Below are 19,668 nucleotides of genomic sequence, written 5' to 3'. Positions count from 1 at the left end.
TTTCCAATGGTCCGGAGAGGCATATGCAACACCTGAAAAACCTGTGGCTGTCGCTGGATACGCGCAAGCAGGTCATCGCTGTCCTCGGCGGGCTTGCCGTCGTCGCGACGCTTTTCGCGATCTTCCAGATCGCCACCAAGCCGAGCATGAGCTTGCTCTATTCCGGCCTTGAGGACCGGGCATCGGGCGATGTCATGCAGGCGCTTGAGGCCAAGGGCGTAGTGCATGAGATTCGCGGCGACAGCATCTTCGTTGAAACCTCGCGACGCGACGCCCTGCGCATGAGCCTCGCCAGCGAGGGGCTGCCGGGCATGTCCAGCACGGGCTATGAGGTTCTCGACGGGTTGAACGGCTTTGGCACCACATCGCAGATGTTCGATGCTGCCTATTGGCGCGCCAAGGAAGGCGAACTTGCAAGGACGATCCTTGCAAGCCCGATGATCTCGAGTGCACGGGTCCATATCGCGACCTCGCTTCGGCGGACCGCGTTCAACGACTCCGAGCCGAGCGCGTCCGTATCGGTGATCACGGCTGGGGGCGACCTTCCTGCGCGCCATGCCAAGGCCCTGAAGTATCTGGTGGCATCGGCCGTCGCCGGCCTTACCCCCGAGAATGTCGCGATCGTGGACGGTCAGGGCGGGGTGATCGACGATTCGGACTCGTCGAACGCGACCAGTCTTGCGGATCAGAGAGCGGAGATCCTGCGCGGTCGGGTCCAGAACCTGCTCGAGGCGCGGGTCGGTCACGGAAACGCCGTGGTGGAGGTCAGCATCGAGACCATCACCGAGAGCGAATCGATACATCAAAAGCAGATCGACCCGGACAGCCGCGTGGTCATCAGCACCGACTCCGAAGAGACCGTCAACAGGTCCACCAACGCCGATACGGCGGCGGTCGGCGTCGCCTCGAACCTGCCCGATGGCGATGCGGACGCCCAGCAGAACAGCGAGAGAAACGAGAACAGGACACGCGAGCGTATCAATTACGAAATCTCGGAAACCGAGCGCAGGATCGTAAGGGAGCCGGGTGCGGTCAAGCGACTGACTGTCGCGGTTCTGGTCAACAGCGCGCTTGGCCCCGACGCGGCGGCAGAGCCGGGCAACCCGCAAAGGTCGGATGCCGAACTGGCGAACCTGCGCGAGCTTGTCGCCTCCGCGGTCGGTTACGACGAGCAACGTGGGGACATGATCACGATCAAGGCCATGGAGTTCGAGGCCCCGGGCGCGCCCGGCACCGGATCGGCGCCGTCATTGATCGACGCGTGGGGCATTGACGTCATGTCCCTTGTGAAGCTCGTCATTCTGGCGCTGACGGTTCTGGCTACGGCCCTCCTCGTCCTGCGACCGATCCTGAAGGGAGCCCGGCAAGACACCGGGGCTCTGACGGCGCCCCCGACCCTGCCGGGTCTGGACGGGTCCGCGCGACAGGAGGCGAGGATGGACGCCCTGACAGGTGAGATCGACGACACACCGCGCAACACCGAAAGAATGGAGCTCGTGCCCTCGACGCGGACAGATCCGGGCGATGCGCTCGCCGAGCGCTCCGGTGAAGACCCGGTCGGGCGTTTGCGAACCATGATCGAGGAGCGAAAGGAGGAAACCGTCGAAATCCTGAGAAACTGGCTGGAACCGAAAGAAGAGGACGCATGATGGGCATTTCGCATCTTCTGGAATCCTTTGATACCACGGCCCACGCCGCCGCCCCGGTCGTGTCGATAACCGAGGTGGACCTCGAGGAAAGCAAGCTCGAGGCTTTCGAAGAGGGATACAGGGCAGGTTGGGATGACGCGATCAAATCGCAATCCGACGACAAGACACGGATTTCCCAGGATTTCGCGCAGAATCTCCAACAGATCTCCTTTGCCTATCACGAGGCGCAGGCCGAGATCCTGAGATCCCTCAAGCCGGTTCTCGAGCAGGTTGTCGGGGTTCTTCTGCCCGAGATCGCAAGCTCGAGATTCGGATCGCGTCTGTTGTCCGAGCTGATGACACTGACCGAAGCCGCCGCACAGCATGAGATCGAGATCGCCGTCTGCCCGGAAAACAGGCCCGCATTGGAGGCGATGCTGGCCCGATGCAACATCTCGTCCTTCAAGCTGTCGGCCGAGGAGAGCCTTGGCGCCGGACAGGCCTACATCCGGCTGGACGAGATCGAGCGGCACATCGACCTGGATGCCGCCGTGAGCGAGATCCGCACCGCGGTCGAAGGTTTCTACCAACAACTGGAAAACAATGCCACCAAGGAGATCGAGAATGCCGGATAAGAGCGACGCGCGGAACCAGGAAATGCCGCAAGGCGACATGTTCTCGGTCATTCCGATCGAGGTCACGGTCTCGGTCGGCAAGGCGCGCCCGATGATCCGTGACCTTCTTGCGCTGGGCGAGAATGCCATTCTCCCACTCGATACCCGTGTCGAAGATCCGGTCGAGCTTTTCGTTGGTGGACGACTGATCGCGCGGGGCGAGCTGGAAGAGCTCGAAGGGGAAGACGCGGGGCAACTGGGGGTACGGCTGACCGAGATCATCAAGCAAGGCGGAAGCTTCTAGATGAGGGGCCCGCGGATCTTCGGGTTCCTTGCCGTCTTTCTTGTCGCGGCGCTCGCGCCATCGCTTTCGACGGCGCAGGAGCTCTCCATCGGGTTTGGCGAAAACGGGTCGATCACTGGCACCTCCATTCAACTCATCGCGCTGATCACCATATTGAGCGTGGCCCCCGGCCTTGCCATCATGCTGACGTGTTTTCCGATGATCGTCACGGTATTGTCGATCCTGCGCCAGGGCATCGGGTTGCAGCAATCGCCGCCGAACATGTTCATCGTGAGCCTTGCCCTCTTTCTGACCTATTTTGTCATGGAGCCGGTCTTCGAAGATGCCTGGCGGATCGGGATCTCACCAATGATCTCGGAGCAAATCAGCGCCGAGAGGGGTTTGGAGCGGGCGCTTGACCCGTTTCGCGACTTCATGGCGGGGCGACTGGATCTTTCGACGTTCGAGGCCATGGCGGCGCTGCGTCCGGATTATTCCGGGACGCAGGAACTTCGGGACTCGCCCATGTCGATCCTGATCCCCAGTTTCCTGCTCTCGGAAATCTCGCGAGCGTTTCAGATCGGTTTCCTCGTCTTCCTGCCCTTCCTGATCATCGACATCGTCGTGGCCGCGGTCTTGATGTCGATGGGCATGATGATGGTTCCGCCCGCCCTGGTCTCGTTGCCCTTCAAACTGTCGTTCTTCGTGCTTGCCGATGGCTGGAGCCTGATATCGGCGAGCCTCGTGAGCGGGTATTTGTAGGGGAGCCTTGCCCTCCGGTGTCGGGCGGGCCAGGGCGCGCCGCAACGCGCCTTGTCGGGATGGCGGATCTAGCGACGCCCTTCCCTGAGCCACGCCAGGATCAGCAGGCCGGCTGCCAGCAGGAGCGACAACCATGCGGGCAACAGGGCGCGCGTTTTCATGTCCGTCACGTCATAGGCCGCGCGCGGGGTGATGCCCAGCCAGCCGCGCCCCGTTGCCGGCCTTCCCGTCTTGACCGTTCTGATGGTCGGCATTCCTTCGCTCAGGCGTTTCGAGCCGCCGCGATGTGCCTCCAGAACGGGTTCGACCCAGTCCGGCCCTGCAACGGTATCGACGAATTCGCGCGGCGAGATCGGCCCGAGACCCACCAGGGCGGATTTCTCGTCGTCGGACAGCCGGTAAAGCCCGATCTCGTCGCCCTCGGCGGTGCCCTCGAACACGCCCGGAGCACTTTCGACCAGCCGGTGTTCAGAGGATTCGCCATCCGGCGACGTCACCGTGACGGGGGCGGCCGTGTCGGCCAGCGTGCGCCGGGTGATCTTGATATCCTTGCCATCGGGCTCGGCGACAAGATCTTCCTCCTCGAGCTCCGGCTCCTTCATCATCCAGTGCGAAAGGCGCCGCAGCAAGTCCAGTTGCGGACCGCCGCCTTCGAAACCGCGGTTCCAGAGCCAGGCGTGATCCGACGCCAGGAGCGCGATCCGCCCCTCGCCGACCCGGTCGAGGACCAGCAGCGGCGCACCCTCGTGTCCATCCATGACGACATGACCGTCACGCTCTTCTACCGGTGTCACCTCGATCTGGCGCATCCAGCGGCCCCAATCGGCAGGCTGATCGGATGCATCGAGGTTTGACGTGACGGGGTGGCGCTTGCCAAGCTCGCTCACCTTCGGGCGATATCCCCGCTCGATCACCCTGGCGGTCGGGCTTGCGGGCAGAACCTCGGAGAGGGGCGAGCGGAAAATGCTGTCGGCGCTGGCGAAATCCGGACCCGCCGCAACGAGGACGGCCCCGCCTCCCTCGACATACTGGCGCACATTGTCGAGATAGACCGAGGGCAGAATCCCCCGCCGCTTGTAACGGTCGAAGATGATCAGGTCGAAATCGTCGATCTTCTCGATGAACAATTCCCGGGTGGGAAAGGCGATGAGCGAAAGCTCCCCGACCGGTACGCCATCCTGCTTTTCCGGTGGTCTTAGGATCGTGAAATGCACCAGATCCACGGAGCTGTCGGATTTCAGGAGATTGCGCCATGTCCGGCTGCCTGGATGTGGCTCACCCGAGACAAGAAGCACGCGCAGGCGGTCCCGGACGCCGTTGACCTGCACCAGCGCGATATTGTTGCGTGCCGTCAGTTCGCCCTCGGTCTCGGGCGTCGAGATCTGAAAGACGTTGCGACCGGTGTGATTGATCTGGATCGGGATGTCGACGGATCGCCCCACCGGGACGTCGAGACTGACAGGCGGCTCGCCATCGACCGATACCTCGAGCGGGGCAACAGACGCGTCGTCGGGCACCGCGCCACTGTCCTCGACCCGGACCGTGAGCGTGACCTCCTCGTCGAGAATGGCAAAGGCCGGTGCATCTTCGACAACGATCTGCCGATCCCAGTCGGATGGCTCACCGGTCAATAGCAGGTGCATCGGCGCGGACAGGTCGGGGGCATTCTCGACATCGTGAATCCGGCCATCGCTCACGAGGAAAACGCCGGAAATTCGCGAACGAGGCTCCTTGTTCAGGGCCCGGGTGAGCGCGGTCATGAGCCGTGTCCCGCTATCGCCTGCACCGTCACCCACATCGACGCGGCGTATCTCGGTGTTGCCGAGGTTCGAAAGGCGGGTTTCGAGTTCCTCGAAGGCGGTTTCGGTCTGCTCGGCCCTGTCTGCGAGGCTCTGGCTGGAGCTGTTGTCGACCACGACGATGGCGATATCGTTCAGCGCCTGCCGCTCCTCCTGCTGAATGCGCGGAGACAGCAAGGCCAGGATCAGGACGGCGGCCCCGAGCAATCGCAACAACCAGCCCGAGAGACCGCGCCAGACGGCCAGTCCCAGGAGGACGGCGGTGATCAGTGCGAGAACGGCAATGATCGGCCAGGGCAGAAGCGGTATGAAGACGACGGATGTGTTCATTGTCCCAGCCTGTCCAGAAGCGCAGGCACATGGACCTGGTCCGATTTGTAGTTCCCGGTCAGCACGTACATGATCAGGTTGACCCCGAAGCGGTAGGCCATTTCACGCTGGCGATCCCCGGCAACGCCGCGTCCCACCGGGTAGCTCGGGTTTCCGCGCTCATCCACCGCCCAGGCCGCCGCCCAGTCGTTGCCGCCGATCACGACCGGTGTCACACCGTCGTTGAGATTGCGGAACGGCATGCCCTCGACCTGTTCCGCATCCGGCGGCGATGCCTCGACCCAGATGTCGCGATCGCGGTGTCGGCCCGGGAATTCCTTCAACAGGTAGAAGGTGCGCGTGAGCACATGATCGGACGGAACGGGCTCGATCGGCGGAATGTCGAGTGGTTGCGCAAGTTGCTGAAGCTTGCGGCCATTCGGGCTTGCCGTGCCATAGCCCGAGATGTCGCCGTCGCGCGTGTCGAAAAGGATCATCCCGCCCGAGCGCAGATACTGGTTGAGCTTGTCATAGGCGCGCTCCGAGGGTCGGGCCTGTTCGGGTGTGATCGGCCAGTAGATGATCGGGTAAAAGGCCAGTTCGTCCTGTTCGAGATCGACGCCGATCGGCGTGCCCGGCTCCACCGATGTGCGCTGAGAGAGAGTTTGCGACAAGCCCGTCAGGCCGGCATGAGCGGTGTCGTCAATGCTGTTGTCGCCTGTCAGGACATGCGCGAAAACGACCTCGGAGGTGGCACGGATCGCCCGTTCGTCATCGGCCGTGGCCTTTGGCGGCGCGATCAGGATCGCCAACGCCAAGACACTGGCGGCGCTCGCCCCGCGCGCGATGTAAAGCCGCCCCGACAGGGCCAGAGAGGCGAGGATATCGAAGCAGAGCAAGGCAAGTGACAAGGCCAGGAACCATCCGGCAAGTGGAATTTCGCCGTTGCGCGTCATGCCCAGAACCCGGGCATTCTCGGGCCAGTTCATCTCGGCCAGTTGATCCCCGGGCGCAAAGACATTTCGCGCGATCACCCGGTCGTCCCGTTGGTAGAGGCCCGCGCGCATCTCCTCGCCCAGCGCCTCTGTGACAAGCGATTCACCATCGACGCCGGGCAGGCTGCTGCCATCTTCAAGCCTGCCATATCCGTCGAGAACGAGGACCGGCTCCCAGAAGGTGTCGGAAAGATCCTGCTCCCCGCCGGGGGTGCTGACGGATGCGACGGACAGACGATCCAGCATGTCGACGAAAAGCCCGGAGAGCGGCAGGCTCGACCATTCGGCATTGGCGGTGACGTGAAAGAAGGTCACCCGCCCGTTGCCCATCCCCTTGCTTGTGACAAGTGGGGTGCCATCGCTCAACCGCGCCAGAACGCGATCCGACAATGACGGGTCGGGCTGGGCCAGAACCTGTGCATTCACGGTGACATCGTCAGGGATGTTCAGACCGGCAAAGGGCGAATCGTCGTCAAAAGGCGCAAGCGTCTTGGGCTCGCCCCAGCTCATCGCGCCGCCGACCGTGCGCCCGCCCGCGCGCAGCCTGACCGGCATGAGTGGATGCTCGTCCTCGCGGCTGATTTCGCTGGCCGCGACGCGTGGACCGGCGAACCGCAAGAGCTGCCCGCCCTCTTCGACCCATTCGGTCAGGGCGGCCTCGTCATCGGGGGCAAGTTCTGCGATGTCGGCAAGGATCACCACGTCGGGATTGGCGGGCAGAACCTCGCCCAGCGCCCCTTCGAGGAGTTCCGCATTCGGTTGCAGGGCGTTTCGCAGGAAATGCAGTGGCGACAACAATTCGAGCCCCTCACGATCCTCGCGCGTCGAGACGAGCGCCACCTCGCGGCGTCCGAGGCTGTCATCGCTGAGGGCCACGGCGCCGGCACTTTCGACCCCCTTTAGAGCCAGCCGCGAGATTCGGCCACGCATTTCCGCGGGGAGCGACAGGCTTTCGGTCATGTCGGCCTGACCCGGTTCGAAGGCCAATTCCTGCTCGTCGAGGACCGTCTCGCTCCCGTTCGGATCGGTTCCGATGAACTGCACCGTGGCGGGCTCGGCGGTACCGGTCGCCGACCGTGACAGGTCGAACTCGATCGCGCCATCCTTGTAGCGCGGCGCGGTGATGGCCTGCACCGCCCGGTTGGCCTCGAGGATCGTGGTGCGCCCCGACCCCTGGAACGTCTCGAAGAGCGCCTCGCGCCCGTCGCGTGCCAAACCATCGGACAGCCAGACGGTTTCCATGTCATCACGCTCGGGCAGCAGTGCGGCAAATCGCTCCATCCGCTCGGGCGTGGGCAGCCACGGGGCCGGGTGCAGCCCGGCGAGGGTGTCGCGCAGGTCGGATGCCGAGACGAAGACCGGCGCTTCGGGGCGACCGGCCAAGAGGCTCACCGCCGCCGTGCGGCCCGCCCGGCTTGCCTCGGTCAACAGTTCGTCGACCTTCTGAATCCGCGCATCCCAGTCATCGGCACTGGCCCAGCCGCCGTCCATCACCACGAGAAGCGGCCCCTGGCCGACTGCACCGCGCTCATCGGGGTTCAGCACCGGACCGGCCAAGCCGATGATGATCGCCGCCACCGCAAGCGTGCGCAGCAGCAAGAGCCACCAGGGCGTGCGGTCCGAAATGCTGTCATCGTCCTTGAGGCCAAGGAGAAGAGTAACCGCCGGAAATCGCCTGCGGATCGGGGCCGGGGGGACGGCGCGCAGCAGGATCCACAGCACCGGCAGCGCGATCAGGGCGAGAAGCAGCCAGGGGGCCGTAAAGGCAAGTGCACCCATCATCGGCGCGCTCCGTCGATTGCCTGATACAGCCAGAGCAGGGCGGATTGCGCGCTTTCGCTGGTATGGTGGCAATGATAACGCCATCCGACCACGGCGCACATGGCTTCAAGCTCGGCCTTTCGGCGCGCCAGTCTTTCCAGATAATTCTCGCGCAGTTCGGACGCCTTGAGCGTTTCATGCGAGAGTGATCCGGCGACGCTTTCGAAAAGGGTGCGTCCCCGGAACGGGAAGCTTTCCTCGGCCGGGTCGAGCACCTGAAACAGAACGCCGCGCACGCCGCGATCCGCCGCATCGGTTAGTGCCGACAGAACGGGGGCGGGATCGGCAAGGAAATCGGACACGAACACCGCGGACGCATGCGCAATCAGGCCGCGTGTGTCGGGCGCGGCATAGTCGGCATCCTGATCCTCGGACAGCGCCTGGGCCAGCCGGGTGATCTGAACCTCGCCGCGCCGCGGGGGCAGCAACCCGCCCAACAGGCCGACACGTTCGCCGGCCCGCAACAGCAGGATCGAAAGGGCCAGCCCGATCAGTCGCGCGCGGTCGGACTTGTCCGGGAGGGCATCCGAACTGGCAAAGCGCATCGAGGCGGCAGGATCGATCCAGAGCTGCACGCTTTGCGCGATCTGCCATTCCTTTTCACGCACGAACTGCGTGTCGGAGCGGGCCGAGCGACGCCAGTCGATCATTCGCCGCGAATCCCCGGCCTGCATCGGGCGGTATTGCCAGAAATCGTCACCCTGCCCGGCGCGGCGACGCCCATGCTCGCCCATGAGAATGGACCCGGCCAGATGGTCCGCCCGGGCGAGCAGATACGGAAGACGCGACGCCTCCTGTTCGGCCGTCTGCTTGAGAGAGGACGGGCTCTGGCTCACGCAGCGGCCTCGTGGCGCAGGATATCGCGTGCCACCGTGTCGATCAGATCGGTCAGGCTGTCGCCGCGTGCGCGGGCAGCGAAATTGAGGGCCATGCGGTGGCTCAGGACCGGCCGGGCCATGGCAAGGATGTCATCCGGCCCCGGCGCCAACCGTCCTTCGAGCAGGGCGCGTGCCCTGACCGTCAGCATGAGCGCCTGCGCGGCGCGCGGCCCGGGACCCCAGGCCACGTTGGTGCGGATGGTTTCACTCGCGGTCGGGTCGTCGGGACGAAAGGCACGGACCAGATCGAGGATCTGCTCCACGATCGCATCCCCGACCGGCATTCGCCGCAGCAGGTTTTGCGCGGCGATCAGGTCAGACGCGGAAAACACGTTCTCTGCCTGCTGTTCGGTCTCCCCGGTCGTTTCCAGAAGGATGGATTTCTCGGTGTCCCGGTCCGGGTATGCGACGTCGATCTGCACGAGGAATCGGTCGAGCTGTGCCTCGGGCAGGGGGTAGGTGCCTTCCTGTTCGATCGGGTTCTGCGTGGCGAGAACGTGAAACGGCGTCTCAAGCGCCCGGTCCTTGCCCGCAACGGTGACGCGCCGCTCCTGCATGGCCTGAAGCAGAGCGGATTGCGTGCGCGGGCTGGCGCGGTTGATTTCATCGGCCATCAGAAGCTGGCAGAACACCGGCCCCTCGATGAACTTGAAGCTGCGGCTGCCATCAGTGCCGGTTTCGAGCACCTCGCTGCCCAGGATATCCGAAGGCATGAGGTCGGGCGTGAATTGAACCCTGTTTCCTTCGAGCCCCATCACCGTCGAAAGCGTTTCGACCAGCCGGGTCTTTCCAAGGCCGGGCAGCCCGATCAAAAGCCCGTGACCGCCGCAAAGAAGCGCCGAAAGCGTCAGGTCGACAACCGAGCCCTGGCCGATGAAACGCCGCGTGATCGAGGCCTTGGCGCGGGCAAGCCGCTCTTCGAGCGCCTCGATCTCGGGGACCAGGGTTTCGGAATGGGACATGGAAAAACTCCTGCAGTTCGGATAGCCTCGGCTGAGTGTAACGCGCGGAACAGGAATGGCAAAAGCTATGAGCGGACAAATGACCGTGAACCCGTCATTGGAAGGGGTTGTTGCCTCGGCAAAGGCAGCCAAGGGCGCGAAGGGCCTGCCCCCGGTGCACAAGTGGAATCCGCCGTTTTGCGGTGATCTCGACATGCGCATCGCGCCGGATGGCACGTGGTACTATCTCGGAACGCCGATCGGGCGCCCGGAATTGGTCAGGCTGTTTTCCACCATATTGCGCAAGGACGGGGACGACTATTTTCTTGTGACCCCGGTCGAGAAGGTGGGAATCACGGTGGATGATGCGCCCTTCGTGGCGGTCGATTTCACGCGCGAAGGCGAGGGCCGGGACCAGGTCTTGACCTTTGGCACCAATGTCGGGGACCATGCGGCGGCTTCCGCGGAGAACCCGATCCGGGTCGAGATCGACGCCGATACCGGTGAGCCAAGACCCTATGTTCTGATTCGCGCGAACCTGGAAGCCCTGATCGACCGAAAGAGCTTCTACCGCCTTGTCGAGCTTGGAGCGCAGCACGAGATTGACGGCGTCGATTGGTTCGGAGTGTGGTCCGACGGGGTGTTCTTTCCCATCCTCAGATCATCGGACATGGATGACACGTGAGGTGTCAATGCACGACGAATTCGGCATGAAGGGCGCCTGCGGCCTTGATGCTCTTGAGGATGTCGATCATGTCGCGCGGGGCGACGCCGAGGGCATTCAGCCCGGCGACAACTTCTGACAGCGAGGTGCCCGGCGAAACCTCTGCGAGCGCCACGCCCGGTTCCTCCTCGATCTCGACATCCGTTCTCGGCACCGTGATCGTGTCGCCCTCGGCGAAGGGGTTGGGCTGAACCACGATCGGTTGCTCCTGGACGCGGAGGTTGAGATTCCCCTGCGACACGGCAACGCGGGAAATGCGCACGTCCTGCCCCATGACGATCGTGCCTGATCTCTGGTCGACAACCACCCGCGCCTTGTGCTCGGGTTGAACGAGGATGTTTTCTATCCGGCCGATGGCATGGGCCGGTGAGCGCGCATTCATCGCTGCAACATCAAGCCGCACAGTGCCCGAATCGAGCATCATCGCGACCTGGCGCCCCAGCGAGGCATTGATCGCGGTTTCGATCCGCGCCGCGGTCGTGAAATCCGGCTCGCGCAGCGCGATGCGCACGGTGTCGAGTGAGGCGAGCTCGAAATCGACCTCCCGCTCCACCCGCGCACCCGACGGAATCACGCCGGATGTGGGCACACCCTGAACGACGGCGGCCGCCGCGCCTTCGGCTGCCGCGCCGCCCGCGATGATCGTTCCCTGTGCAACGGCGTAGATCTGTCCATCCGCCGCGTTCAGCGGCGTCATTATCAAGGTCCCGCCCAAGAGGCTCTTGGCGTCGCCGATCGCCGAGACCGTCACGTCGATCTGGCTGCCGGACCTCGAAAAGGGCGGAAGCGTGGCGGTGACGAAAACCGCGGCCACGTTCTTGGGTCGGAACTGTTCACCGGTCACGTTCACATCCAGGCGTTCGAGGATGCTCGACATGATTTCTTCGGTGAACGGGGCATTTCGAATCCCGTCACCCGTCCCGTTCAGGCCGACCACGAGACCATAACCCACCAGGTCATTCCCGCGGACACCGTCGAACTCGACGAGGTTCTTGATCCGGATTTCGCTGCCATGCGCCATCCCGGTCAGCGCCAGAAGGACGGGGAAAACCAGGAGCAACTTCATCGCATGTACTCCGCAAGCGACAGTCTGCCGAGCCTGACCGTGGCGGTGTAGAGACTTTCAAGTTGAAGCTGAACCTCTTCGAGCCGTGTCACAGTCTCGAAAGGGTCGACACCGAGGAGTGTGTTGATGGCATATTCCGATGCCGTCTTTTCGCTGGCAATCCGGGTTGCGATCTCTTCGACGCGGGCCTCGGTGTATCCCAGATCGGCACGAATTCCGGTCAGCGGATCCTGTGCGGCAACCAGGCCGTTTCCGGCATGGGCCAAAAGGCTTTTCTGCAGCTCGTTCGGCAAGCCGAGCTCAGGATCTGCCGCGAGGGCGGCGATTGCCGTGTGCATGAGAATACTGCGCAGTTGTGGGGCGTCGGCGCCGAGATTGAGGGATACAGTCTCGTTCTCGCCGAGCAAGAAGGGCTTTGTCCCGTTCTGTTCGCCCAGATACCCAACGGTCTCGAAGCCGCCGCCAGGTGTGTTGAACCAGGCCTCGACCGCCGCAATCATGCCGGGCAGATCGGTTTCGCCGGAGATCTCGCCGCGAATTTCCGTGAGCATCGCATCGGCGCTGGCGAGGGCGGTGGCATCCGTGCGCGCGCCGGCAAAGAGAGCCTGCCCGGCAACCGAGCTGTTCAGCGTCGTCACCAGCGCGTCGAATGCCTCGCCGGCCTTGCCCGACGTGGATTGCACAACCTCGGGCAACCCGCCGTTTCCCGCAGCGAGCAGATCCGCCGCGAGATTGCCGGACGTCTCCTGTACCTTGCCCAGTGCCGTTTGCATGGTGCCGGTGAAGGTCTGTGCCTCGGTTGCGGCCATGCCATAGCTTTCGAGTGTCGTCCGGTCACGTTCAAGCGCGCTCAGGTGACTGAAATTGCCTTTCAGATGCCGTGACGGATCGGCGGTCCGGCCGGTTGCAAGCTCCTCGGTCAAGCGTCCGAGTTCGGAGGACAAGCGCGTGTTCTGCTGTCGCAGCAGCACCGATTGCGACATGTCACCAACGGAAAGATTTGGCATGGATCAGATCCTTATCAGGGCGTCGAACATTTCGCCGACGGTTTGAAGCAGGCGCGCGTTCGCGGCATAGGCCTGTTCGATCTGCATCAGGCGCTGCATTTCCTGATCGGAATCGACGCCCTCGGCAAGCAGTTGAGAATTGGCCGAGTCGAACCGGGCCGCTGCGAAGGATTGCTCAAGTTCGCTCGCGTTGCGGTCATTCGAGATCTGGTCGAGCAACCCCGATTGCAAACCCGCGGCGCTCAACTTGCCCGGGCCGAAGGCCCCGGATGCCGGGGTTCGGCCTTCTGAAAGGGCCGACGCCATGTCGCGAAGCAGTGTGCCATTGCCAACCGGGCCCGGATCGGCTGCGCCGAGGCCGTCGCGCAGTCGCCAGAGCGCACCGCCATTTTCGGGAACCACGGCGTCATTGAGCGCCAGGCGACCGGACAAGCCGGTTTCATCGCCGGGTGCGAGGGCCGCCCCGCCATCCGTGAACAGACCGGGATCACCGGCGGTGCGGGTCGCATCGAGCCCCGCGCTTTCGAACCGCTCTACGAGATCGCGTGCCGTGGCATCGACCTGGGTCTGGATCTTCGGAGCGATTTCGTCGCGAAATTCGAACAAGGCCCCCAATCGTCCGCCATGCATCGGGCCGCCCTCGGCGTCGGTGGCGACCCGCCTGCCGTTGATCGTCAACCCGGACAGCTCTCCACCGGCCTGTGTCATGTGTGGTGCGGTCATGTTGGTTGCCGAGAATTCGACCCGCGCGGCGTTCCCATCGAGGAGGATCGCCCCGCCCGATGTAAAGAGCGCGACCGCGCCAAGCTCCCGCTTTGTCTCCTTGACCGGGACGATCTCGGCGATGCTGTCGATCATGACCTGCCGCTGATCCTCGAGTGCCGAACTGTCCCGGCCATTCACAGTTGATACAGTGATTTGTCGATTGATGTCGCGCACTTGCGACAGGAGCGTGTTGAGGGAGTCTACGTCGCTCGCAATCTTGCGATCCGCTTCTCCGCGCATGGACTGAATGCCATCCGACACCTGCTTGAACCCACTGGCGAGGTCCTCGGCGCTTTGCAGAACGGCACCAAGGCGTTCGGTGAGGTCCGGGCGGCTGGCCGCCTCGACAAGCGCGCTTTCGAAACGCGTGATTGTGGCGCCGAGTGATGCCGGGTCGGATGGCAAGCCGATCAACGTTTCGAGACGATCATGAAATTTCGCGGTCTCATCCGACCCGGCCCGCGCTGCGCTGGCCAGGCGGACTTCCGAGAGCAGGCCGGGATTCATATGGCGGGTGGTGCCCAGAACGGAGACGCCGCCATGCGTTCCCAAACCGTTCGCACCCAGCTCGACTTCGCGGCGGCCATAGCCCGGAGTGGTGGCATTCGACAGGTTCGACGCCGTCACCTGGGAGGAACGTGAGGCCGCATTCAGGCCCGAAAGCGCATTGGACAGGGCTCCGGACAGACTCATGGCAAGCTCCTTCGGGATGAAATGTGTCTCACTTCAGGTTTCAGCGTTTGATATTGGTGGTTTCCTGAAGCATCTCGTCCACGGTCTGAATGACCTTGGCGTTCGAGGAATAGGCACGTTGGGTCTCGATCATGGAGGTCAGTTCGCCCGCGACATCGGTTGTCGATTCTTCCCGGGCGAAGGACGCGATATCACCTGTCGGCCCGTCGCCCGCATCCCAAAGGAAATACGGCCCGCTTTCCGGCGAAGGCCGATAGGTTTGTTCGTCGAGTGCCACCATGCCGTTCGGGTTGGGCAGGTCCACCAGTGGAACCTGATAGATTGTTCGGGTGATCCCCGTGTCGAACAGTGCCTTCACCATCCCGTTGGCATCGACCTCGACCGATGTCATGTTGCCCACGGGAAACCCATCTTTCGAGATCGACACCGGCGCGAAAGTGTCCGACAGCTGGGTCAGACCGTCAGCCGCACCGAGAAGCCCGATATCGAGTTCCACCGGCCCACCCGCAACATCGACGATCATCGCCCCTGTTGCGGGATCATAGGCCCCGCCCGTGACGGTCGTGACCGATTGCAGCGTTCCGCCCGAGCTGCGGCCGTCGTCGAACTCCAGCGTGTATTCGCCGATGGTCACCCCCGGTGAGGCCGAGTCGGTGATGGTCATGGTCCATTCGTTCGAGGACCCTGCCGCCGGAACGGTTGGTGTGAACTCGATGGTCAGGTTCTCCGGGGTTCCCAGATTATCATAGTATTCCACCGAGAGTTCCGATGTCTTTCCTTCCGCCCCCTCTTCTGTCTGGACAGCGGGCAGGTTGACACCCAGGTCGATCCTGGTGGTCGGTTCCCCCGAGAATTCGTTGACGTTGATGCGCACCGGTTCGAGCCCGTCGGACGTGTCTCTGGGATAGGTCGGAATCGTGCCGTCCGCCAAGGCCGGCCAGCCCAGCAGAACCTGACCGGCTTCGGACTTGAGGTAGCCGTTCTCATCGGTGCGGAACGAACCCGTGGTCGAGAGGTTCATCTGCGCCTCGCCATTGTCGCTCAGGATGTCCGAGATCTGGGCCACCGGGAGCATGCCGCGTCCGCGCACCGCAAGGTCCGTGGGATTCGATGTGGAAAGCAATGCGCCACGCTCGTCGATCAGGCGTTGTGTCGTGCTGCGTACGCCACCGGCGGAATAGGTCCCGCCCTCGGGCGAGATCACCATGGAATGGAAATCGGTTTCGACCCGCTTGTAGCCGAACGTGGACGAGTTCGTGATATTGTCGGAAATCGCCGCGAGACGCGTCGCGTTTGCGGCAAGGCCGGAAACGCCGGCATTGAGCGAAGATGAAATCGTCATGGACACGCCTTTCTGCTGCACCAACATCGGTCAGCGACAAGGCATAACGCGCGGCCATTAACAGCGACCTAACGGCTAAAATCCTCCATGCATTCACGTGTTGTCCCGCAAGATGATGATCTCGATCCGGTTGTTGCGAAGCGACATCGGGTTGTCGGTCGCAAGGCTTTGGTCGGCATGCCCCGTCACACGCCTGAAACGCGCAGACTTCAAGCCCGCGTCCTCGAGAGCGGCGCGCATTCTGCTTGCACGCGAGGATGACAGGTCCCAAACCGGGTTTTCGACCATGACCACGGCACGGGCGCGCGTGTGCCCGTCGATCGCGATACCGTTCCCGATCTGGCCCAGAACCGGGATGAGAAATGTCACGATCCGATTCAGCAATTCGGTGGGAGAATCGCCGCCGGGATCAAACAATTGCTGGCCCCTTGCATCGAAAAACTCGAGGATCAAGCCTTCGTCCGTCACATGCGAGACGACGTGTTTGCGAATGTCGTCGGGCAACTTGCTTTCCCCTGCGCGCCCCATGAGCGCTTCCTGAATCTGCAGGAGCTTTTCGGTCTGCTCATCCGGCTCGGACTGCATCGGATCGGCTTCGGTACCTTCCGCCGCCAGGCCACTTTCTCCACGCGCCTGCCGGGCCTCCGTCGAGCGCCGATTCGTCGCGCCAATGCCGTTCTGCGGCAGTTCAAGCTCGGAGAAGGCACTCTCTCCTCCGAAGGCCCCAACTCCTCCACCAGATACCCGGTGAACGGGAATCGTCGGGCTGAAATAGTCGGAAACGCCCTTTCTTTGCTGCTCTGTCGTCGCGTTCAGCAGCCACATCAAAAGGAAGAACGCCATCATCGCCGTTACGAAATCGGCATAGGCAACTTTCCACGCTCCGCCGTGGTGATCGCCACTTGTGACGACTTTCTTCCGTTTGATGATGACTGGCGCGGCATTGCTTTGCGCGCTCATCTCACCACCTTGCTAACTCACCCGTGAAAAGGTGTAGCAGGCCAAATCTTACGTTTGGCTTAACGCTTGCATCCCGGCGATCAGCCGCCCGTCACGCGCAAGGTATCGCCCCGGGAAATCATCGGGGTCAGTTCGATCCTGACCGGTGACGGATCGACATCCTGGCCCTGGCTGCGCCCGAGGATGATCTTTGCCGCCTCCCGGCCGATTTCGGCCCGGCAGGCATCCATCGTGGCGAGCCGTTTCGGCAAGCCCTGGAGCAGTTCGACACCGTTGAAGCCGGCCAGTCCGATCTGTCCGGGCACATCGACTCCTTGCTCAAGAAGGTAGAGAAGGCCCCCGGCGCCGATCATGTCGTTGGAATAATATATGAAATCAATATCCTTGGTGCGTGACAGGACGGTCGCGGTCATTTCCCGTCCCTTTGCCAGTGCCGAACCACCGGAGTAGAACTCGTGATCGACGGCTTCGATTCCGGCCTTGGCCAGGGCTTGGGTGAATCCTTCGAACCGCTTGCGTGCGCGGTGGTCAAGCGGCATTTTCGTCCCCAGAAACGCGATCTTCCTGTAGCCTGCTTCGACGATGGCTTCACCCATCTTGCGTCCCGCCGCGCGATGCGAGATGCCAACGACCGAGTCGACCGGCTGGCCATCCGTATCCATGATCTCAACGACGGGAATCCCGCTGGCCATGAGCATTGCGCGCGACGCCTCGGAATGTTCAAGCCCGGCGATGATCACCCCGGAAGGCCGCCAGGACAGCATTTCATAGAGCACCCTTTCTTCCTTCTCGGGAAGATAGTCGGTGATCCCCACAACCGGTTGAAGGCCGCTGTCTTCCAGGGTGTGGCTGATTCCTGTCATCACCTCGGGAAAGACCATGTTGGACATCGACGGAATGATCACCGCGACGAGATTGACCCGCTGGCTCGCCAGCGCGCCGGCGATCTTGTTGGGCACATAGCCCAGGCGCTTGGCCGCCTGCAGCACTTTCTGCCGGCTCGCATCGGAAACATCGTCACGATTGCGCAACACGCGGCTGACCGTCATCTCCGAAACACCGGAGGCTTCGGATACGTCTCGCAATGTCAGGGGGCGCTTAGGAGGCGTGGTCAAGGGGGATGCCCGGCATGAATTCTCTTCGTCCAGTTAGCCCGAAGAATCGGCCCGGTTCAACCCGTGACGCAAGTGCATGAGCACAAAGGATGCGACAAGTGAAATCATGGTCATGACAACCCGGCGATCCTGCGCTAACAAGCCCGGGCAAGGCCCCGTGGCTCAACTGGATAGAGCAGCCCCCTCCTAAGGGGCAGGTTGCAGGTTCGAATCCTGCCGGGGTCGCCAATGTTCCATCCTTTCACGACAAGCGATAAGTGTTCTCCATGTCGAACGATGCAAACAACTCATCGTTCTCCTCTGCGAAGACATCGAGAATACTGGCGCGTTGAGAGTCTGATAGCCGTCTTCTCGGCCAGTTGGCGAACATGCGCGTCGTGGCGCTTCGTACAGCCGACTGGACCCGCCGCGGCAAGCCGGCACGCTTGGCCAGGCGTACCGCTTCCACCACCACCGCGGGGGAAGATGCGTTCACGCCGCCCCGCGTCGTGATGAGCCCTTCCGGAAGCCCGATGATCTCGAGCATGGCATCCAACGGGTCACGATCCTCGTACCGCCAGAGATGCACGGCATCCCCACCGAACACTTCTCGCCAAAGGTTCAACCAACGCAAGAAGGAGATTTCTCCTCCGATGCTGCGTGGGTCGGCAACATATTTGCGCAACGGTCGGGTGAAATCGTTACCGATCATGCGCGCATTTTGATTGTAGAGCGATAAAAGGTAATCGTCCTGCCGGCGCACGAAAGCCAGGACGCGAACGTCAATGCCATCCAGCGCGGCGCGAAGGCGTTTGAGCTTCGCCCTGTGCATCACGAAAAATGCCTCGCTGGATATGAGAACCCTCGATCGATCGGCGCTCTCGATCGCGTCGCGCAACGCCGCGATCTCTTCATCCATGTCCGGAACATCGCCCCGTTTCGGATCGGGGCGAGACTTCAGCGCAAAGGCCAGCCGGTGGTGCCCAAAGTGATAAATGTTCGACTCCGGGTAGAGCAGATCATTCTGCGCAAGAATGCCGCGCTCTTTCCAACAGGCCCTTTGAACCGCCGTTGTGGCGGTCTTGTGCGCACCGATGTGTATATAGAGCCTGCGCGACATCGCGGGACTTCAAGTGTCGAGAGCGGGAAGATCGGCTCGGAATGCCTCGATCTCGGCTATCTTTTCGGGATGCTCCTCGCGAAACCGCGTGGCGTAGTCGCCGTTCCGGCTGGATGCGATCTTCCTGTGCTTGGGCTCGAGATCCGGGATCACCAGTTCGGTCGCCTTCTCTGGCTTCAGGACACGCAGGAATCTTCGCACCGTTGCTTCGGCCCCGTCAGCGGTGACCTGTTCGTAACTCATCCGGTGCGGATGCAGGCCCGCGGCTGAAAAGAATGCCTCGCACTTCTTCTCCTGATCAAAGACATGATCGAGCCACCGTTTGATTTCGGCTGCATCATATGAGAATTCCGTGTCTGCCTTGTCAATCTCGTCATCCGATGCATTCGGTGAATGAAATACAGAGGTGCGCACTGCCTTGGAAAGTGAAATGGCCTGGAGCACCATGTCTTCCCGGGTCAGGTAGAATAGCGGGGTCGTTTCCGGAAAGCGGGCAAGAAAGTTGCGTTCGCTACCAAACACACGCAACATCTGGTAAATTGTCACCTCAAATGAGAAAAAGCCCCCGGGTTTATGCTTGCGGCGAAGCATCTTGAGATAACTGTCGAGATCCTTGGCATTCACTGCGCGCGTGATATTGGGCACGAAATTCGGATTGAACCATTCCTGCGGTTTTCCCAACAAACGCGTTTGGCTCAGAACGTCGGTCAACCAGGATGAGCCAGACCGCGGCGTGAAAATGATCCCGAAGGTGCGCGGCGCTTCCTTTTTTTCCATGCTGGAGGCAAAGGCTCCGGAATCGAATTGGGGGTTATGGAAAAGCTCTTCACGCGGGGACGGTCCGGGCATTCGAGTCGGCCTTCTATC

Annotated in this window: 17 protein-coding genes and 1 tRNA gene; 6 read left to right on the top strand and 12 right to left on the bottom strand. The window is 62.5% G+C overall.

What is annotated here, in order from left to right; translation table 11 throughout:
- Nucleotides 1-23 precede the first annotated feature (23 nt).
- The 4 genes from fliF to fliP are packed head-to-tail and all read left to right on the top strand — an operon-like array spanning nt 24 to nt 3,287.
- A complete protein-coding gene (fliF, locus tag ACESL9_RS03865; RefSeq protein ID WP_372614046.1) occupies nt 24-1,649 on the top strand; it encodes a flagellar basal-body MS-ring/collar protein FliF in 1,626 nt (541 codons plus the stop codon).
- Nucleotides 1,646-2,263 carry an ABC transporter ATP-binding protein gene (locus tag ACESL9_RS03860; protein WP_372614044.1) on the top strand — a complete coding sequence of 206 codons (618 nt, stop codon included), beginning with the start codon at nt 1,646-1,648 and terminating at the stop codon, nt 2,261-2,263. Before fliF ends, ACESL9_RS03860 begins: the two co-directional genes overlap by 4 nt.
- Nucleotides 2,253-2,546 carry a FliM/FliN family flagellar motor switch protein gene (locus ACESL9_RS03855; protein ID WP_372614042.1) on the top strand — a complete coding sequence of 98 codons (294 nt, stop codon included), beginning with the start codon at nt 2,253-2,255 and terminating at the stop codon, nt 2,544-2,546. Before ACESL9_RS03860 ends, ACESL9_RS03855 begins: the two co-directional genes overlap by 11 nt.
- A complete protein-coding gene (gene fliP, locus ACESL9_RS03850; protein ID WP_372614040.1) occupies nt 2,547-3,287 on the top strand; it encodes a flagellar type III secretion system pore protein FliP in 741 nt (246 codons plus the stop codon).
- A 68-nt stretch (nt 3,288-3,355) separates the two neighbouring features.
- Here the strand turns inward: fliP and ACESL9_RS03845 are convergent, their stop codons facing one another.
- Genes ACESL9_RS03845 through ACESL9_RS03830 form a run of 4 tightly spaced genes read right to left on the bottom strand, consistent with a single transcriptional unit; the run spans nt 3,356 to nt 10,051 of the window.
- Complete coding sequence (locus tag ACESL9_RS03845; RefSeq protein ID WP_372614038.1) at nt 3,356-5,416, bottom strand: hypothetical protein; 2,061 nt, start codon at nt 5,414-5,416, stop codon at nt 3,356-3,358.
- Nucleotides 5,413-8,172, bottom strand: a complete 2,760-nt coding sequence (locus ACESL9_RS03840; protein WP_372674525.1) for a DUF4159 domain-containing protein — start codon at nt 8,170-8,172, stop codon at nt 5,413-5,415. Before ACESL9_RS03840 ends, ACESL9_RS03845 begins: the two co-directional genes overlap by 4 nt.
- A complete protein-coding gene (locus tag ACESL9_RS03835) occupies nt 8,169-9,047 on the bottom strand; it encodes a DUF58 domain-containing protein (protein WP_372614034.1) in 879 nt (292 codons plus the stop codon). The genes ACESL9_RS03840 and ACESL9_RS03835 overlap by 4 nt, the downstream gene beginning before the upstream one ends.
- Nucleotides 9,044-10,051 (bottom strand): AAA family ATPase, encoded by a 1,008-nt coding sequence (locus ACESL9_RS03830; protein ID WP_372614032.1) that lies wholly within the window; start codon nt 10,049-10,051, stop codon nt 9,044-9,046. Before ACESL9_RS03830 ends, ACESL9_RS03835 begins: the two co-directional genes overlap by 4 nt.
- A 67-nt stretch (nt 10,052-10,118) precedes the next feature.
- On the opposite strand from ACESL9_RS03830, the gene ACESL9_RS03825 reads away from it, so the two are divergent.
- Nucleotides 10,119-10,715: a DUF1285 domain-containing protein gene (locus tag ACESL9_RS03825; RefSeq protein ID WP_372614030.1), complete on the top strand. Its 597-nt coding sequence runs from the start codon at nt 10,119-10,121 to the stop codon at nt 10,713-10,715.
- Nucleotides 10,716-10,719: 4 nt separating this feature from the next.
- Here the strand turns inward: ACESL9_RS03825 and ACESL9_RS03820 are convergent, their stop codons facing one another.
- The 6 genes from ACESL9_RS03820 to ACESL9_RS03795 all read right to left on the bottom strand — a co-directional run bounded on the left by ACESL9_RS03820 (nt 10,720) and on the right by ACESL9_RS03795 (nt 17,702).
- Nucleotides 10,720-11,775 carry a flagellar basal body P-ring protein FlgI gene (locus ACESL9_RS03820; RefSeq protein ID WP_372614087.1) on the bottom strand — a complete coding sequence of 352 codons (1,056 nt, stop codon included), beginning with the start codon at nt 11,773-11,775 and terminating at the stop codon, nt 10,720-10,722.
- Nucleotides 11,776-11,816: 41 nt separating this feature from the next.
- Complete coding sequence (locus tag ACESL9_RS03815; RefSeq protein ID WP_372614028.1) at nt 11,817-12,827, bottom strand: flagellin; 1,011 nt, start codon at nt 12,825-12,827, stop codon at nt 11,817-11,819.
- A gap of 3 nt (nt 12,828-12,830) precedes the next feature.
- Entirely contained in the window at nt 12,831-14,285 is a 1,455-nt protein-coding gene (gene flgK / locus ACESL9_RS03810) for a flagellar hook-associated protein FlgK (protein ID WP_372614026.1), read from the bottom strand.
- Between the two features lie 40 nt (nt 14,286-14,325).
- Nucleotides 14,326-15,627: a flagellar hook protein FlgE gene (locus tag ACESL9_RS03805; RefSeq protein ID WP_372614024.1), complete on the bottom strand. Its 1,302-nt coding sequence runs from the start codon at nt 15,625-15,627 to the stop codon at nt 14,326-14,328.
- A 93-nt stretch (nt 15,628-15,720) separates the two neighbouring features.
- Nucleotides 15,721-16,587 (bottom strand): flagellar motor protein MotB, encoded by an 867-nt coding sequence (locus tag ACESL9_RS03800; RefSeq protein ID WP_372614022.1) that lies wholly within the window; start codon nt 16,585-16,587, stop codon nt 15,721-15,723.
- Between the two features lie 80 nt (nt 16,588-16,667).
- Nucleotides 16,668-17,702 (bottom strand): LacI family DNA-binding transcriptional regulator, encoded by a 1,035-nt coding sequence (locus ACESL9_RS03795; protein WP_372614020.1) that lies wholly within the window; start codon nt 17,700-17,702, stop codon nt 16,668-16,670.
- Nucleotides 17,703-17,853: 151 nt separating this feature from the next.
- Between ACESL9_RS03795 and ACESL9_RS03790 the strand changes: the two genes are divergently transcribed.
- A tRNA-Arg gene (locus ACESL9_RS03790) sits at nt 17,854-17,930 on the top strand.
- Between the two features lie 13 nt (nt 17,931-17,943).
- On the opposite strand, the gene ACESL9_RS03785 is transcribed toward ACESL9_RS03790, so the two are convergent.
- The gene (locus ACESL9_RS03785; RefSeq protein WP_372614018.1) at nt 17,944-18,801 is read right to left on the bottom strand and encodes a hypothetical protein; all 858 of its coding nucleotides are present in this window, start codon (nt 18,799-18,801) and stop codon (nt 17,944-17,946) included.
- A 9-nt stretch (nt 18,802-18,810) separates the two neighbouring features.
- A complete protein-coding gene (locus ACESL9_RS03780; protein ID WP_372614016.1) occupies nt 18,811-19,650 on the bottom strand; it encodes a Stf0 family sulfotransferase in 840 nt (279 codons plus the stop codon).
- Nucleotides 19,651-19,668 lie beyond the last annotated feature (18 nt).

It is taken from the genome of Aquicoccus sp. (genome assembly GCF_041686535.1).
Taxonomy (GTDB): domain Bacteria; phylum Pseudomonadota; class Alphaproteobacteria; order Rhodobacterales; family Rhodobacteraceae; genus Aquicoccus.
This window is presented reverse-complemented; position numbering and strand designations above follow the sequence as displayed.